The following is a 16,978-nucleotide window of genomic DNA, read 5'->3' on the forward strand; positions in this document are numbered from 1 at the left end:
TCCATGCAGGCACTGGATCCCCTGGCGTTTCCCCTGGCTGGCACCCGGCTGATCGAGGCCAGTGCCGGTACCGGCAAGACCTACACCATTGCCGCGCTCTTCCTGCGCTTTCTCCTAGAGAGCGGTCGGGAAATCGACCAGATCCTGGTGGTGACCTTCACCACGGCCGCCACCCAGGAATTGCGGGACCGCGTTCGCGGCCGCATTCGCGAGGCCCTGACCGCCTTTCAGGCGGGAACGAGCGAGGATACCTTCCTCTCTGCCCTCCTGGAGCATCTGCCGGATCATGAACTTGCCCGGCAACGTCTCAGGAATGCCCTGACGCGCATGGATGAGGCCTCGATTTTCACCATCCACGGATTCTGCCAGCGTACTTTGGCAAGCAATGCCTTCGAGAGCGGTGCGGCTTTCGAGACCGAGCTGGTGCAGGATGAACTGCCGTATCTGCAGGCAGTCTGCGAGGACTTCTGGCGTCGGCGCTTTTACCCACTTTCCGCCGAGTGGATCGCACTGGTGCAGACCATCTGGAAAACCCCATCCAGCCTGCTGGCCGCCATCCGACCCTATCTGCGGGATGAGAACCTCCTGATCCTGCCCGAGCCCGGGGATCTTGATACCCCACTTGATGCCTACAGGAACCAGGTGGCTGTGGCAAGGACTGCCTGGCTTGATGCCCAGGAGAATATCGTCTCCCTGCTCGTGGATCATGGGGCGCTTAAATCTGGGGCGGGGTATTCCAGAGAAAACATTCTGGCAGTGGCGGAGGGATTGCAGGCATTCTTTACTGCTGATGATGTCCCCTTGATGCTGCCCCGCGATTTCGAGTTGTTTACTGCCGAAAAGCTGGCGACGGCCCTGGACAAGCGCAAAAAACTGGCTGTTGCACCCAAGCACCCCTTCTTCGATCACTGTCAGGCCCTGCTTGCCTGTCATGGAAAACTGCGCCTGGCCTTTCTCGTGAAACTCCACGCCGAGGCGTTGAGCTACTGCCGCGAGGAACTCGCCAGGCGCAAGGCGCAGCTGCGGATTCTGTGCTTTGACGACCTGCTCGGCCACCTGCACCAGGCGCTGCACGCCGAGGCAGGCGCGGCCCTGGCAAACCGCATCAGCAGCCAGTATCCGGTGGCGCTGATCGACGAGTTTCAGGACACCGACCCCATCCAGTACGGCATCTTTCGCAGGATCTACCAGTCAGGCGAGCATTTGACCCTGCTGATGATCGGCGATCCCAAGCAGGCCATCTACAGTTTCCGTGGCGCTGACATCTTTACTTATATGCAGGCGCGTCGAGACGTCCCGGCCGAGAGTGGACATTACACCCTTGATACGAACTGGCGTGCCAGCACCCGGCTGATTCAGGCCATCAACAGCATCTTCGGCGCGGCCCGCGCGCCTTTCATTCACGATGCGGATATTACTTTTCATCCGGTGAAGGCCGGTGGCAAGGCGGATGAGAGCCCGTTGGCAATCGATGGCGTGCCGCCGGTGCCACTGCAATGCTGGTTTGTCGAGCGCGATGCGCAAAATGCGCCAAAGGGCCAGATTTCCAGAGACTGGGCCAAGGAGCATCTCGGCCAGGCCTGTGCCAGCGAAATCCTTGAACTGCTGCAGGCCGGTGCGGCGGGCCGTGCCCGGATCGGTGAGCGGCCATTGAGCGCGCGCGACATTGCCGTGCTGGTGCGTGATCGCCATGAAGCCCGCGCCATTCAGAACGCACTGCGTGATGTACGTATCGCAAGCGTCTTTCTCAGCCGTGACAGTGTCTTTGATACCGAGGAAGCCGGGGAACTGCTGCGCGTGCTTTGCGCTGTGCTCGAACCGGGCAGGGAAGGCCTGCTGCGCGCGGCTTTATGCACCAGTCTGCTGGGCCAGGATGCGCAGGCGATGGAGGCCTGTCGTAGCGACGATGTCGTCTGGGAGACATGGCTTCAGCGTTTCCAGCGCTACCAGCGACTCTGGCTGGAGCGCGGTGTCATGGCCATGTGCCAGCACCTGATCCAGGAAGCTCAGGTGGTCAGCCGCCTGCTGGCCTGCGTGGATGGCGAGCGCCGTCTGACCAATCTGCTGCATCTGATGGAAGTGCTTGCCAGCATGAGCCGTGAGCAGCATGGCATGGCGGGCCTGCTGCGCTGGTATCAGACGCAATGCAGTGCGGAAGGCGAGGGCCAGGAGGAATGGCAACTGCGGCTTGAAAGTGACGAAGACCTGGTGCAGATCGTGACCATTCACAAGAGCAAGGGGCTGGAGTACCCGGTGGTTTTCCTGCCCTTCGCCTGGACCGCCCGGCCAGGTCGTAAAGAGGCCCCCCTGCGCTTTCATGATGAAGCAGCGGGCAGGTCCTGCCTGGATCTGGGCTCGCCGGATCTGGAGCACCACCATGCACTCGCCGAGCGCGAGCGCCTGGCCGAGGATCTTCGGCTGCTCTATGTGGCCCTGACCCGGGCGAAATATCTATGTTATGTCAGCTGGGGCCGCTTTGGCGGTGTCGAGCATTCGGCGCTGGGGTATCTGCTGCATGCGCCAGAAGATTCTGGCGCCAATCCCGTCACGACCCTGGAGCAGAAAGTCTGCGACTTCAGTGATGAGCAGTTGCGCGCGCCGCTGGACCGGCTTGCCGACGAGCACCCGGATTGCATCCGGGTTTGTCCGCCACCGACGGCCTCAGTCACGCCCTGGAGCCCGCCTGTGCCGGAACATCACACCCTTGCTGCACGAGATTTCACGGCTCGCATCGATAAAAGCTGGCGGATTGGCAGCTATACCTCCCTCATCCAGGGGCTACAGGGGCAATTCGAACGCCCGGATCACGATGCCCAGGATGCTGCCGGAGCCGCGCCGGTCGCGGCCGTGGCGGACGTCTATCGCTTTCCGCGTGGCGCCCAGGCCGGGTCCTTCCTGCATTTCCTGCTGGAAAAAATGGATTTCCCGACGGCCCGGGGGCCAGCCCTGCAAGCCCTGATTGCGCGTGGCCTGACCCGCTTTGCCTTCAACCCGGAATGGCAGCCGGTAGTCGAAAGCTGGCTGGATCGGGTACTCGACACGCCGCTCGATCCTGAGGCCACCCTGAGTTTGCGCCAGCTGGATGCCTCGCGTTGCCTGCGCGAACTGGAGTTCCATTTCCCCGTGCATTCCCTGGATCCCGCGTCTTTGACAGCATTGCTGGCAAGGCAGGGAATCGCATGTCGGCTCAGCTTCGAAGCCTTTCAGGGCATGATGAAGGGTTTTGTCGATCTGGTCTTTGAACATCAGGGCACGTTCTATCTCGCTGATTACAAGTCCAATCATTTGGGCGACAGGCCAGAGGACTATACGCCGGAGCGGCTGGCGGGCGTCATGGATGCGCAGTCCTATACCCTTCAGGCACTTATCTATAGCGTGGCACTGCATCGATATCTTGGGCAGCGCATCGTTGATTACGATTACGACCGGCATTTCGGCGGGGTCTTCTATCTCTTTCTCAGGGGAATGGACCCGGCCACGGGGGCTGGTTCCGGCATATACTTCAACAAGCCGTCGCGGGCGCTGGTCGAGATGCTGGATGCCTTTTTCGCCGGTTCAAGGATGTCTACTGCAGAGGTGGCCTGTGCCTGACCAACTATATGCTGCGGCCAGCCGAGGGCTGATCCGGTCGCTTGATCTGCACTTCGCCCGCACCCTGGAGCGGCTGGCGGATGGCAGATCCGAGGCGCTCTCGCTGGGCGCCTGCCTGGTCAGCCATCAGGTGGGGCTCGGACATGTCTGTGTCGATCTGGCGCAACTGGCCGGGCGCCCACTTTTTGGCAGTGAATCCCAGGCTGATGGTGAAGTCATCCTCGCGCCTGATCTGAATAGCTGGCGCAAACATCTGCAGGCCAGCGGCGTCGTCGGTCAGCCCGGCCAGGGCATGCCACTGATCCTGGATGAGCAGGACCGGCTTTACCTTGGCCGCTACTGGCGTTTCGAGGACGCCCTGGCCCGGCAGTTGCGTGCGCGGGCGCTGATGCAGCCCGAAATCGATCTGCAAAGACTGCGGGCCGGCCTGGAGCGCTTTTTCGGGCCAGCCAGCGCGGAACCGGACTGGCAGAAGCTGGCCGCAGCCATTGCGCTCCTGCGCGGCCTTGCCGTCATAGCTGGAGGTCCGGGTACCGGCAAGACCACCACGGTGGTGAAGATCCTGGCGCTCCTGCTGGAGCAGGATCAAAACCTGCGCATCGCGCTGGTCGCGCCCACCGGCAAGGCCGCCGCGCGCCTGAGCGAGTCGATCAAGGCGCGCAAGCAGGATCTGGCCTGCGATGCTGTCATCCGTCAGGCGGTTCCCGAAGAGGCCGGCACCATCCATCGGCTGCTCAAGGCGCTGCCTGGGCAGAATGGCTTTCGGCATCATGCCGGCCATCCTCTGCCGGTGGACGTACTGGTGCTGGATGAGGCTTCCATGGTGGATCTGCCGCTCATGGCGCGCCTGGTGGATGCCCTGCCGCCGCAGGCGCGTCTCTATATGCTTGGTGATCAGGACCAGCTTGCCTCGGTCGAGGCCGGCAGCGTGCTCGCGGATATCTGTGGCGCATCTGCGCAGCGTGGCTACTCGCCAGAGCTATGCGGGCAGTTGCAGGCACTCGCGGGCGTTGCCCTGCCAGCAACTGAATCCGTGGCAGGCCCCTTGCAGGATTGCATCGTGCACCTGCGGGCCAGTCACCGCTTTCGTCAGGATAGCGGGATTGGCGCGCTGGCCCAGGCCATCAACCAGGGGGACGCGGAAGCGGCCGGCAGGATACTGCGCAGCAATCAGTTTGCTGATCTTGCCTGGCAGGGCGAAAGTGGCGCGGCGTCCCTGGATCTGGTCGCGCAGCGCGCAGCCGGGGCCTACGGGTTATATCTGGGTCTTGATGCTCCTGGCGCTGCCCTGGAGGCCTTCAACCGTTTTCGGGTGCTTTGCGCCTTGCGCGATGGCCCTTACGGGGTGGCAGGGTTGAACCAGGCCATCGAGAGCGCGCTGGCGCACAAGGGCCTGATCAGTCCCGGCAACCTGCACTATGCTGGTCGTCCGGTCATGGTCATCCGCAACGATTACACGCTGCGGCTGTACAATGGCGATATCGGTATCCTGCTGCCCGATCCCGCGGCCAATGGCGCAATCCGTGCCTTCTTTGCCCAGCCGGATGGCAGCGTCCGCGCCATTCATCCCAATCGCCTCCCTGAGCACGACACCGCCTATGCCATGACGGTGCACAAGAGCCAAGGCTCCGAGTTCGATGAGGTGTTGCTGGTGTTGCCGGAGGCCGATGCACCGGTGCTCACGCGTGAACTCATCTACACCGGCGTCACGCGCGCGCGCCGGCATATGATACTGCATGGCAGTGCCTCCATCCTCAGTCTGGCCATCCGCCGTCGGGTCAGCCGAGCCTCGGGACTGCTGGACAAACTCTGGCAATCCGGTTCAGCCTCCCCAAGCTGATCCGTGCCAGTGGCATCTGCCGTTCATGTCAGATCAGCCTGATTCCCGCGCCACGCAGGATTTCTTTCTGCAAAAAGTCTGACAAGACAGGCTCGGCAGGGCGCCCAATTGCACCTGCAACATCTACTGGTCTTGAAGTCCTTGCTGCTGCAGCATTTGCGATCCTCCTCTCTAAGTCTTAGGTCTGACGTCCTATCCCATCAGTCTTATGGTTTCAGAAAGTTCCCTCCATTATGGTTTCCAAAGTTCGATGAAAAAGGGCGTCTCCACCGTTGTCGCACAAATTCGGGCTTGAAGCGGGGTTTAAAACGGGCTGTAGGAATTCATGAGAAAAGCCCGATAGAGAAGGGTCTGTTCTGATGGTCAAGCGGCCTGCCTCTTGATTCCGGTGGGTAAACAGGACTTATTAATTGGGGATGGACATATGAACTTTCAGCGATTTATCTACATTCTGCATTCACGTGCAAAGCTCATCCTTTTCACTTTTCTGGTTGCCGTATTCGTGGCAGTCGCCGTCAGCCTGCTGATGCCCAAGGAGTACGAGGCTAGCACCAGCCTGGTCATGGACTTCAAAGATCCCAATCCCATCAGTGGCCAGGCCAGCGCCTTGAATCCCCAGATTCTCCCGGCCTACATGTCTACCCAGCTCGACATCCTCAAGAGCAAGGCAGTCGCCGAGAAGGTGGTGGAGAACCTGAAGCTGGATCAGGACCCCAAAAATCGTGAAGCCTTCATGGAAGCTACCGAAGGCAGGGGTTCCATTCGGGAATGGCTGGCAGTTGGCCTTCTGGAGAACCTGGTGGCTGAGCCGTCCAAGGATAGTGGGGTGGTAGCTGTCACTTATACCGCCAATGATCCGCGCATGGCCGCAGCTGTTGCCAATGCCTTCGCCGCTGCCTATATGCAGACCACCCTGGCGCTGCGTGTGGATCCTGCCAAGCAGTCAGCCACGCTCTTCGACGACCAGCTCAACGCGCTGCGCAAGAACTGGGAAAAGGCGCAGGCTACACTTTCAGCCTATCAGCAGCGCAATGGCATCATTGATGTGGATGAACGTCTGGATGTCGAGAATGCGCGCCTCAGCGACCTTTCAAACCAGCTGGTACAGGCGCAGGCCTCAGCCTTCGAGAGCAGCTCGCGTAACAGCACGGCCGGCAAGCTTGGTGGTGGCGCGGATACCATGCCTGAAGTGCTTGCCAGTCCGCTGGTGCAGAACCTGAAATCGCAGCTCTACCAGAAAGAAGCAGAGCTCAATGAGCTGGCAACCTCCCTCAATCCCAGCCATCCGCAGTACAAGGAAGTGGCTGCCCAGGTGGCTGGACTTCGCACCAGGGTGAATCAGGAAATCTCCAAGATCGTCAGCGGCGTAAGGAACAACAACAGCATTCAGCAGTCTCGTGAGGCAGCCATACGCCAGGCGCTTGCGGAGCAGAAGGCCAAGGTGCTGGAGATCAAGCGCAAGCGCGATCAGATGGCGGTACTGGTCCGGGATGTGGATACCGCGCAGAAGGCCTATGACACCGCCCTGCAGCGCTTCACCCAGGCACGCATGGAAAGCCAGGTCAGCATGAACAATGTTTCGGTGCTCAGTCAGGCCACCGCGCCTGTGCTGCCCTCGAAGCCAAAGCTCCTCTTCAATGTACTTGGTGCCGGGGTATTGGGCCTTGGACTTGGGCTGCTGCTTGCCATCCTCTTTGAAATGATGGATCGCCGGGTGCGCTCCGAGGCGGATATCTTCGATGCGATTGGCGTGCCGGTTCTTGGCGTCGTCAGCAAGGAGGTTGGTCACGATCGATTCGCCGGTACTTGGCCGCGTCTGGAAGGCCTCGCGCCCAAAGCGCTTCCCAATCCCGCCAAATAGTAAATAAAAGGGGTGAACTCATGAGCTCGACACTTCCGGAAAGCCAGGCCAGATTCGAAGTCAAGTCACTGGTCACAGAAGAAAACAAGATTGGTGCCTTGCTGGTGGAATCTGGCAAACTGCAATGGGAGGACATCGACCCCATTCTCCGCCTGCAACGCGAGCAGGAACTGCGATTCGGTGAAGCTGCCCTGCAACTGGGGTTGGTGTTGCCAGAGGACGTTCGTTTCGCCTTGGCGCGTCAGTTTGGCTACACTTATCTGCCGCATTCCGATGCCGGCATGAGCGAGGAGCTGATTGCCGCCTACAAGCCATTCTCGCCAGAAGTCGAGGCCTTGCGGACATTGCGAAGCCAATTGCTGCTGCGCTGGTTCGACCGGGGTCAGAAGATGATTTCCCTGGTCAGCGCCAATGTCGGTGAGGGTTGTAGCGCCATGGCAGCGAATCTGGCTGTGCTGTTCTCGCAGCTTGGCCGGCGGACTCTGCTCATCGATGCCGACCTGCGCAACCCACGCCAGCATGAAATCTTCAACATGCCCAACCGGGAAGGCCTGTCGGACGTCCTGGCGCATCGCGTCAATCACAGCGCCGTCATGCTGGTGAATGCCTTCTCCAACTTTTATCTACTGACTTCGGGCACGATTCCGCCCAACCCCCAGGAACTGCTCAGCCGTCAGGATTTTCCGGCTTTGCTGGAAGATTTCAGTGATCTTTATGACGTCATCATCATCGATACACCGCCGAGCAACATGAACGCCGATGCGCAGACGGTTCTGAAACACACAGGCGGCGCTTTGATGGTCATGCGCCAGGATCTCACCCGCGTCAACGATGCCGTGTCGCTGAAAGCCACGATCGCAGCGACCAACGCTGAAATCGTAGGTAGCGTGCTGAACCGGTTCTGATTGCGGCAGGCGGGTCCACTCAGGGGAGTGGTGGACCCGTCCGTGGGCCAAATTCCGGCTCAAAGGGGACGATAAATCATGTCATCTGCATCCCAACGTCAAGACATTCTGCGCCAGCAGTCCAATAACAAAGAGCTCTGGCTTTATGTAATAGCAGCCGGTGTTGCTATGGTTGGTGGGCTGGCGCTGGTGTTTCTCGGCAATGCAAATACCTTCATTCTTGCCGCAGCAGTTGCCGCCGCAGCTTTGATTCTGCGGGATTATCGCCTGGGTGTGGTGCTGCTGATCGTGTTCATGCCGCTGGCGGAAAGTGAATTCTTTCCACGCCAGATGCTTGGCGTGACTGGCCTCAACCCCTTGAATATGCTGTTGATGGCAACCTTGGCTTCCTATTTGCTCAAAAGGGTTTTTCAGCGCCAGGATTACCCCTTCATACCGGCCAAGATGTTCTGGCTTTACCTGATACCTATCGCCATTGGTGCTATTCACGGTGCCATGTCGGCGGATCAGATTCCGTCATTTCTGTATGCCAGCAAGATGCTCAGCTTCGACAATGTCGCGGGGTACCTGCGGGATCTCGTGATCAAGCCGCTGTTCCTGGTGTTGTTTGCCTTGTTGATCGGGGCAGCAGTATATGACAGCGATCGCCCGGTTCTGTTCATGGCACCGGCTTTGATTTCAGTGGTTTTGATCTCACTGATGGCGCTTCTCGCAGTAGCCACCTCCGGTCTTGGCCTATCGGCGCTGGCACAGGCCACCTCACGCGGCGTCATGGGCAAGGTCGGAATGCATGCCAATGAGCTTGGCTTGCTTTTCAATATCGCCTACGCCCTGGTCTTGTTCACGCGAGCCAATTTGGACAGCGCCAAGACTAGATTTCTACTGTTTGTCGTTGCTGCCATGCTTGGATTGACCATTCTGTTGACCTTCAGTCGTGGTGGATTCCTGGGATTTGCCATCACCAACCTTATCTACATGCTGACTCGTGGTCAGGGCAAGGCAGTTCTTTACCTTCTTTTGGCGGCGCTGGTGGTCGCATTCCTGCTGCCACATGCATTCATAGATCGGGCCATGACCGGCGTCAGTGACGGCAATGTCAGCGAAATAAGCGCTGGTCGCGTGGATACGATTTGGATGCCGCTGCTCCCAGAGCTTTTCACTAGCCCGCTGATTGGCCATGGCATCTCCTCGATACTCTGGTCCGAGCCCATGAAGACAGGGCACATGTTGATCGTAGGGCATACCCATAATGCCTATCTTGGCGCACTGATGGATGTCGGTATCATCGGCTTTGCCATGATCATGCTGTTTTATAAGTATCTGTGGGACGGGTTTCGCAAGATGAGAAACGCGGAAGATAGCAAAATCATGCGCGGGTTCTTCGAGGGAGGATCAATAGCCATCATCGTACTGTTGATCCAGGGCATAACGGATGACAAGTTCTTTCCGACACACCCTCAGGTCTTTCTTTGGATGGCCATTGGAATACTGTTTGGACGGATGGCATATGCTTCCAGAAAAAGCAAGGTGGCTGAAAGCATGGAATTGAAAAATGCCGAAATAAATATGCGATATGGGAGGGAAGCTGGTGCGCTCCAGAAAGCCTAAGATATGCTTCGTGGGTTTGAGAAGCCTTTCGGTGCTGGCCCCGGAGTATGGACATCATGGAAACGGTGGCGAAGAGGTTCAACATGCTTTGCTTGCCAGGGCGCTGAACAAGAGGGGTTATGACGTTTCGATAATAGTCTCGGACTATGGCCAGGATGATGGCCAGAGCTGGAGTGGTGTGACGACATACAAGGCTTACAAGCCAGATGAAGGAATTCCCATAGTCCGTTTTGTCTATCCACGCTGGACCAAGGTCTGGTCGGCTTTGCGAAGAGCGAACGCAGATATCTATTATGTAAGCTGCGCTGGCATGATGCTTGGACAGGTCGCCATGTTTTGTCGCGTGTATCAGCGGCGTCTGGTCTTCCGCATCGCCCTAAACAGTGATTGCGAGCCAGACAATCTGCCAATCAAGCACACCCGGGACAAGTGGTTGTACCGGTATGGGCTTGCCAGAGCCGACACGATCCTGGCCCAGACACAACACCAGCAGGAGCGCTTGCGCAAGAACTTCGGCCGTGACAGCAAAGTGGCGACCATGCTCGTCGACGAGCCTGATGATATCAAAAGCTATTCGGGCAGAGATATCGATATGCTCTGGGTCAGCAATCTGCGGGCCATAAAACGTCCGGATCTGGCTGTTGATCTGGCAGAAACCATGCCGCACCGGCAATTTCATATCGTAGGCGGCAGGTACCCTACCGAACCCAGGCTGTATGATGAAATATCATCCCGTGCGGAGAAATTGCCCAATGTGACCTTTCACGGGCAGGTGCCGTATAGTCAGGTGCACGAGCTCTATGACCGGGCCAAGGTATTCGTGAATACGTCAGATCTGGAGGGATTCCCCAATACCTATCTCCAGGCATGGGTGCGTGGCACTCCAGTCGTGGCGCTGTTTGACCCGGACGATATCATTGAGCGTAAACGCTTGGGCAATGGCGTCAAGGATCTGGCAGAAATGCGGAACATGGTGGAGCAATATCTACAGGCAGAGCACTCCTGGCATGAGGCAAGTCAACGTTGCTTGCAATACATGCGCCAGGAATATAACCCGGACAAGATTCTGGAACCGTACATCAGCACCTTTGATGCCTTGATGGATGGCAAGCCTTCAGGTCAGGCACTGAAATCTTCGGCAGTCAAGGTCAAGCCATGAAGAAAAAACGCAAAGTGCTTTTGTTGCTGAACTCGCTGCTGAGTGGCGGAGCTGAAAGGCATGTGCTTAGCCTCGTCGATGGCCTGGATCGCGATATGTTCAAATTGTCTCTTGCCTATCTCAAACGGCAGGAAAACCTGCTACCCCAGGTAAATGCGGAACGGCTGGATTATTTATTTTGTTGTGAGGCGAGGAATGGCTTTGACTGGGCTGCCCTGCGAAAACTGATCCGGCACATCCGAAGTACCAGGCCAGAAGTGGTGATGTGCACCAATCAATATTCCATGCTGTATGGATACCTGGCACGTCTTCTTGCCGGGTACCGGTTTGAGCTTATTGAGGTATTCCATACCACTGAGATGCCCAAGAATGCAAATCAATGGCATCAACGGTTATATCATAAGTTGTTCAGCAAATGTGACAAAGTGATATTTGTCAGCAAAAACCAGCAGGAATACTGGCTTGCACAAGGCTTGCGCCTGAAGCAGCATCAGTATATCCATAACGGGGTTGATACAGAGCATTTCCGGGACAGCTTTTCGAAAGTGGAGAAAGTTGCAATAAGAAATCGGTATGGCTTTGCAGAAAGCGATTATCTGGTAGGAGTCTGTGCAGCATTCAGGCCCGAGAAAAGCCATCTTGACTTTTTAAAGGCGTTGCGGAGAGTGCGGGATCTTGGACTTCCTGCCAAGGCGCTTCTCATTGGCGATGGCCCCACGCGCTTAGAAATAGAGGCCTACATCAGACAGTCCGCGCTTGAAGACGCTGTCGTGATTACCGGATTTCAATCTGATGTCAGGCCATTGATTGCAATTTGCGATGTCATGGTCCTGACATCAATTGCCGTCGAAACCTTCTCGATTGCTGTGCTGGAATCCATGGCACTTGGAAAGCCGGTCATTTCCACTGCTATCGGCGGAGTGCCCGAACAGATCACACATGGCGCTACAGGGTTTCTCTTCGAAAAGGGAGATGTGGATGCCTTGGTGGAGCTGCTTCTCCGCTTGTCGGATAAGCCCCTGCGGGAAGAAATGGGGAGATCGGCACGGGCAACGGTAGTAGAACGATTTACTCTGGATCGCATGCTCGCGGCCTATGAGGATATCCTCATGGAAAAGGATGTTTTGACATCGGGTATATCCAGGGCTTGCTCCACATAAAAAATCCGGGTCGTATGGCAGTATGTACAGACCCCGTCATTCACGTTGTCCTTTCATGTTGATCATATCATGTCGATTGCCAGCCAGCCCCCTGGTTCCGCCAGGGTGAATACGAGCACACGTTCACAGGCCATGTCTCTTGGCAAGGCAAACCTGCTGGATTTCATGATCCAGATTGTGCTTCCGATTGTCTTGGTTCGCCTGCTGGATCCTACGGAATTCGGTCAGTACCGAATGCTCTGGCTAGCTGCCAATGCGGCTATCGCGCTTGGCCAATTGCATATGCCGCACAGCCTTTTATATCTCCTGCCGAGAGAGGGGGCTGAAAGGGCCAGGATTTACATCAATAACACTCTGCTCTTTCTTGCCAGCACCGGCCTGATTGGCGCAGTGTTGGTTGGTCCTTGGAATCATTGGTTGCCCGGCCAGATGGAGCATCTGTCAAGCAATGCGTTTTTCCTGCCGCTTTTCATATTTGTCTGGGTGCTCGCGTCTCTTGTGGAGTTTCTGCCCAACGCCGACCAGCGTATCGCTTGGCAGGCACGTGTCATCGTAGGTCTTTCCCTGTTGCGAGCGAGCACTATTGTGCTTGTGGTATTCGTCACACGGGACATCGAATGGGTTTTCGCAGCACTGCTGCTGTTTGCCTTCGTGAAGCTCGGCCTGCTGTATTATTACATCGGTAAATACCACGGCCGGAATGTTTTCAAAGTGAACCTCAATCTGTTGAGAGGACAGATTATATACGCAGCGCCATTCGGGATTTCTGGCAGCCTCTACATTCTACGCGGTCAGGCAGATCAGTGGGTGGTTGCATCTTTATTTTCGACCAGCGTGTTTGCTACTTTTTCGGTTGCATACGTTTTTTCACCCTTGGCAAACATTATCCGTCAGTCGGTAAGCAATGCCGTCATGCCCAGGCTCAGTGAGCTGCATGCCAGTGGAGATCGCGAAGAGCTTCTGAATCTGAACCGCAAGGCCAATGCAGGCAGCAACTTCTTGCTATTTCCCATGCTGGTGTTCTTTTTTGTCTTTTCTACGCAACTCATAGAGTTGATCTATACTGGATCTTATCTCATGGCAGCTGATGTCATGCGGATCTATCTTTTAGGCATGCTGGCCCAAGCTGTGGAAGTCAATTCAATATTGAGAGTCTTCAGCCAGGGGCGATTTACGGTTCGCGTCAACTTTGGCTTGCTACTCATGTCCATTGTCGTCAGCTATTTGGGGGCTCGTGTGTTTGGACTTCTGGGGGCCGCCTTGGGTAGCGTTCTGGCTCTCTCCTTGGGAGAACTTATGAATCTGCGCCATGCCGTATCCGTTACAAACACGTCTTTTAGCCGCTTCCTGGACTGGAAACAACTTGGAATTCTGCTGGGCGCTGCGATTGTCGCCGGAGGCGTGGGCAAGGGTGTAGCGCTACTTCCCATGTTTTCCGGCCATCTGATTGGGCAGTTGTTCCTGGGCGGGCTCTCCATGATCACAGTCTATATACTGATGCTCATTCTGCTTGGCAAGGGAGATCTGATCAAGTCAGTGCTTGAAGATGTGCTGCGGCGTCGCAGACGGGTCTGATTGGGCCCATTAGGGAGATATAATGGTTCCTGCATATTTTCGAAACAGCATTAGCATACCAGCCTGGTGGCAAGAGGAGGGGAGATGGACTCACAGTCAATGAAGCACCTGACCAGATCAATCTTTGGCATGGGACTCCTGTGGGGTATAACACTCCTCCCTGCACATGTCGCTGCGCATGAATATAATCCGCCTTTCCCCCGGCTGTATGGCATGAATATCGGTGACAAACATTACGACGACCCGAACTATCAGAAGGCCTTGAGTCGGCTGGATGTTGCAATCCTGGGCTTTTATCCGGGTTGGAAAACCAATTATTCCTATGGCGGCGACAAGGGTATTCGAGCTGCCGTGAAGGCGATCAAGGACAGAAATCCCGATATCCTGCTCGGCCAGTACACCATTCTCGGTGATGCTACCACTGCCAATGATCCAAAATATTCAGCAGACAAGGACAAGGCGCAGAAACTGGATGCCGAGAACTGGTGGTTGCGCAAGGCCGATGGTTCAAAAGTGCGATGGACCAAGGAGTACGATACATATGATGTGAATGTTGGCACGTTCACCCGCAAGGATGACCAAGGCAGATACTGGCCACAATGGCTGGCACAGCGGGACTACAACAAGTACTTCAAGCCGGTGCCGCAGTTCGACATCTGGTACTTCGACAATGTGTTCGAGAAAAGCCGCATTCCAAGTGCCGATTGGAATGAGGATGGGGCTGATGACCGCAATGTTGATCCTCGTTACTCCTCAATGTACCGGAAGGCCCATCTGGCGGAATGGCGTGAAGCCCACAAACTGGCGCCTCGTTTGATGTTGATGGCCAATGTCGATCATGATCTGTCCGCACCCGAATATCGAGGAAAACTGCAAGGCGCATTCCTGGAAGGCATGATGGGCAAATCATGGTCTATTGAAAGGCAGCATGGCTGGCAGGCCATGATGAGGATATATCACAGCGTAATTCGTAATACGGTAGCCCCCAGGATCGTGGGCTTCAATGTCTGGGGCAAGCCCACTGACTACAGGTTCTTCCGCTATGCCTTTGCCTCCACCCTGATGGACGACGGTTACTTCTCCTTCACGGATGAGGCCAAGGGTTACAGCTCGGTGCCATGGTTCGACGAGTATGACGTCAGCCTGGGCCGGCCGGTGGAAGGTGCGCAGACCAAGCCTTGGAAGCGTGGCGTCTACCGTCGTATATTCCAGAAAGGCATGGTGCTGGTCAATCCCTCCCCTCATGAGGTCATGGTCACTGTTGATCCGGGTTACAAGCGAATTGCAGGCAAGCAGGATCCTGACATCAATGATGGCCGACCGGTGAAGACAGTCACCCTCCCCGCAAAGGATGGAATCATTCTGCGCCGGACTTCGTCATAGCCTTGGTCATTATTCGATGGATTTGAAAACATAATTGAAGTCAGGAGGTCGCCATGTCCACTTTCTATAATGTACTTTCAAAGCTGGCAAAGAAATATCTGATGCCAGACTACTTGGAAGGATTAAAGAGGCGCGGGCTGGTCGTGGGTAACAACCTCAAACTCCTGCCAGAAGCGAGAATCGACTGGAGCCATTGTTGGCATATCAGGATTGGAAATGACGTCACCATAGCGCCTAGAGTGCATATCCTGGCGCATGACGCGAGTACAAAGACACACCTTGGTTATACCAGAATCGGCAAGGTGAAAATAGGTGATAGAGTATTCATTGGTGCATCGTCCATCATCCTGCCAGGCGTAACGATCGGCAATGATGTCATCATTGGCGCAGGTAGCATAGTTACAAAGAATATTCCCGATGGCGTTGTTGCTGCTGGCAACCCATGCCGGGTTCTGTGTGGCCTGGAAGAATTTCTGAACAGGCGTAAATCGGAAATGCACGCTGTGCCAGTATTCGATGAAACCTATACACTTGCCAAAAATGTTGATGACGAGAAGAAAGCAGAAATGAACAGAAAGATGAAGGATGATATAGGTTATGTTTGTTGATGCCCGGCCTATGAAAGTCCCTGTAGGATGACAGCATCAGGCGCTCGTTCGCGCCTGCGATAAGGATTTGTCAGAAAAGTCTTCGGCCTGGACGCTCTCACTCAAGGCGATAGCCAGTGTGTTGAGCACCAGGCTGTCTGGTCTCAGGTGGTTCTGATAGTAATGGTAGTTATTCAACATGAGGCGATTTCGTAGTGGCTGGCTTTCAAATAAACGTACTGCCTGCGTAATGCATTCCTCGGCGGATGCGAAGTTTAGATAATGAGACTCGGGTCCAAAACTACCGGTAGGTCGATAATGTAAGGTCTCTGAAAGAATGGCTTTGGAGTGAGCAACATATTCCGCCATCTTCCAGCCAGTGGAGGCGTGCAGTCCACTGGTAGCGACGCAGATAGGATAAGTCCTCATGGTGCGCATAAAAATCTTCTTCCGGAAGAGCGCCGGGTCTGGCAGTAAACAGTCAGGGTAATTCTTGCGCGCATGTTCCGTATGTTGGAAGCCTCCCAGAAACCTGTCCTTGAACTCTTTTTTCAGCAACCTGATACATTGGGCCCTCATATTGTTTATGTCTTCCCGCTCAGCGGCTTTTTCGGGACTCGGGGCCTCCCTGGGGTCCCAGCTGGTCACCATGAAGAGTATTCTCGATTCTTGGCGGAAATCTGGCAGGGCTTGCGTCCTGGATAAATAAATATGTTCTCTGTGTAGTATTTGCTTCAGCAGATTCATTCGTCTGCCTGGCCCGCTTTCAAGTGCCAAGGTCCGGTACAGTCGGCGCATGTCAACTCCATCTGCTACAACGGGATAGTTCAAACCAAGAGGGAGTATGCGCCTGTCTTCGAATTCTCCACGCAGGAAGCTGCGCTTGAAATAGAAATCCACCTGCTCCAGAGCTCCCTTATCGATTTCATGGCTGTCATGCGTATCGTAGAAAAGGAAAATTCCATTACCAAGGCGCACCAAGAGATGGGCATGCCGGGCGTCCCGCAGATGCGGTGGCTTGCGGTCATCGTAAATATTCTTTTTGTCAACGCGCTGGTGTAGACGCAAGTATCCCTGCTTCTCCAAGAGATGATAGCCTGTATATACCTGCTGCAGGTGTGGAGAATTCGAGTGACAGAGCAGTTCGCATTCCAAGCCGCGCATACTTCCTCCAGCTGTTTCTGATTGCTTCCGCAAGCTAACCTTTTAACTGCCTGTTTGGCCAGTGTCGAAAGACTCATTGGCTGGTTTGTGCGGGCTGGCTTCCCCTTCCTCTCTTTTTGCGGCCACGTCCAGCTCTAGTTGTATT

General features: G+C 55.8%; 11 protein-coding genes. 10 read left to right on the forward strand and 1 reads right to left on the reverse strand.

Features of this window, described 5'->3' with window-relative positions; all coding sequences use genetic code 11:
* The first annotated feature begins 3 nt into the window (after positions 1–3).
* The 10 genes from recB to WOB96_RS03780 all read left to right on the forward strand — a co-directional run bounded on the left by recB (position 4) and on the right by WOB96_RS03780 (position 15,690).
* Positions 4–3,591 carry an exodeoxyribonuclease V subunit beta gene (recB, locus tag WOB96_RS03735; protein WP_341369933.1) on the forward strand — a complete coding sequence of 1,196 codons (3,588 nt, stop codon included), beginning with the start codon at positions 4–6 and terminating at the stop codon, positions 3,589–3,591.
* Complete coding sequence (gene recD / locus WOB96_RS03740; RefSeq protein WP_341369934.1) at positions 3,584–5,431, forward strand: exodeoxyribonuclease V subunit alpha; 1,848 nt, start codon at positions 3,584–3,586, stop codon at positions 5,429–5,431. Before recB ends, recD begins: the two co-directional genes overlap by 8 nt.
* A gap of 424 nt (positions 5,432–5,855) precedes the next feature.
* A complete protein-coding gene (gene epsF / locus WOB96_RS03745; protein WP_341369935.1) occupies positions 5,856–7,292 on the forward strand; it encodes a chain length determinant protein EpsF in 1,437 nt (478 codons plus the stop codon).
* Positions 7,293–7,312: 20 nt separating this feature from the next.
* Positions 7,313–8,197: a chain length determinant protein tyrosine kinase EpsG gene (gene epsG / locus WOB96_RS03750; protein ID WP_341369936.1), complete on the forward strand. Its 885-nt coding sequence runs from the start codon at positions 7,313–7,315 to the stop codon at positions 8,195–8,197.
* A gap of 78 nt (positions 8,198–8,275) precedes the next feature.
* Positions 8,276–9,805 (forward strand): O-antigen ligase family protein, encoded by a 1,530-nt coding sequence (locus tag WOB96_RS03755; RefSeq protein WP_341369937.1) that lies wholly within the window; start codon positions 8,276–8,278, stop codon positions 9,803–9,805.
* Positions 9,771–10,964: a glycosyltransferase family 4 protein gene (locus WOB96_RS03760; RefSeq protein ID WP_341369938.1), complete on the forward strand. Its 1,194-nt coding sequence runs from the start codon at positions 9,771–9,773 to the stop codon at positions 10,962–10,964. Before WOB96_RS03755 ends, WOB96_RS03760 begins: the two co-directional genes overlap by 35 nt.
* Positions 10,961–12,124, forward strand: coding sequence for a glycosyltransferase family 4 protein (locus WOB96_RS03765; RefSeq protein WP_341369939.1), 1,164 nt, complete (start codon positions 10,961–10,963; stop codon positions 12,122–12,124). The genes WOB96_RS03760 and WOB96_RS03765 overlap by 4 nt, the downstream gene beginning before the upstream one ends.
* Before the next feature lie 69 nt (positions 12,125–12,193).
* Positions 12,194–13,699, forward strand: a complete 1,506-nt coding sequence (locus WOB96_RS03770; protein WP_341369940.1) for an oligosaccharide flippase family protein — start codon at positions 12,194–12,196, stop codon at positions 13,697–13,699.
* A 213-nt stretch (positions 13,700–13,912) separates the two neighbouring features.
* Positions 13,913–15,082, forward strand: coding sequence for a putative glycoside hydrolase (locus tag WOB96_RS03775; RefSeq protein ID WP_341369941.1), 1,170 nt, complete (start codon positions 13,913–13,915; stop codon positions 15,080–15,082).
* Positions 15,083–15,135: 53 nt separating this feature from the next.
* Positions 15,136–15,690, forward strand: a complete 555-nt coding sequence (locus WOB96_RS03780; protein WP_341369942.1) for a DapH/DapD/GlmU-related protein — start codon at positions 15,136–15,138, stop codon at positions 15,688–15,690.
* Between the two features lie 36 nt (positions 15,691–15,726).
* Here the strand turns inward: WOB96_RS03780 and WOB96_RS03785 are convergent, their stop codons facing one another.
* Entirely contained in the window at positions 15,727–16,833 is a 1,107-nt protein-coding gene (locus tag WOB96_RS03785; protein ID WP_341369943.1) for a hypothetical protein, read from the reverse strand.
* Positions 16,834–16,978 lie beyond the last annotated feature (145 nt).

The sequence above is a fragment of the Thermithiobacillus plumbiphilus genome (assembly GCF_038070005.1).
Classification (GTDB): domain Bacteria; phylum Pseudomonadota; class Gammaproteobacteria; order Acidithiobacillales; family Thermithiobacillaceae; genus JBBPCO01.

What these genes read in the sequence shown, in the direction of transcription:
- recB (WP_341369933.1), top strand. Translation starts at nt 4, where the DNA reads ATGCAGGCACTGGATCCCCTGGCGTTTCCCCTGGCTGGCACCCGGCTG.
- epsF (WP_341369935.1), top strand. Translation starts at nt 5,856, where the DNA reads ATGAACTTTCAGCGATTTATCTACATTCTGCATTCACGTGCAAAGCTC.
- epsG (WP_341369936.1), top strand. Translation starts at nt 7,313, where the DNA reads ATGAGCTCGACACTTCCGGAAAGCCAGGCCAGATTCGAAGTCAAGTCA.
- WOB96_RS03755 (WP_341369937.1), top strand. Translation starts at nt 8,276, where the DNA reads ATGTCATCTGCATCCCAACGTCAAGACATTCTGCGCCAGCAGTCCAAT.
- WOB96_RS03760 (WP_341369938.1), top strand. Translation starts at nt 9,771, where the DNA reads ATGGGAGGGAAGCTGGTGCGCTCCAGAAAGCCTAAGATATGCTTCGTG.
- WOB96_RS03765 (WP_341369939.1), top strand. Translation starts at nt 10,961, where the DNA reads ATGAAGAAAAAACGCAAAGTGCTTTTGTTGCTGAACTCGCTGCTGAGT.
- WOB96_RS03770 (WP_341369940.1), top strand. Translation starts at nt 12,194, where the DNA reads ATGTCGATTGCCAGCCAGCCCCCTGGTTCCGCCAGGGTGAATACGAGC.
- WOB96_RS03775 (WP_341369941.1), top strand. Translation starts at nt 13,913, where the DNA reads ATGAATATCGGTGACAAACATTACGACGACCCGAACTATCAGAAGGCC.
- WOB96_RS03780 (WP_341369942.1), top strand. Translation starts at nt 15,136, where the DNA reads ATGTCCACTTTCTATAATGTACTTTCAAAGCTGGCAAAGAAATATCTG.
- WOB96_RS03785 (WP_341369943.1), bottom strand. Translation starts at nt 16,833, where the DNA reads ATGCGCGGCTTGGAATGCGAACTGCTCTGTCACTCGAATTCTCCACAC.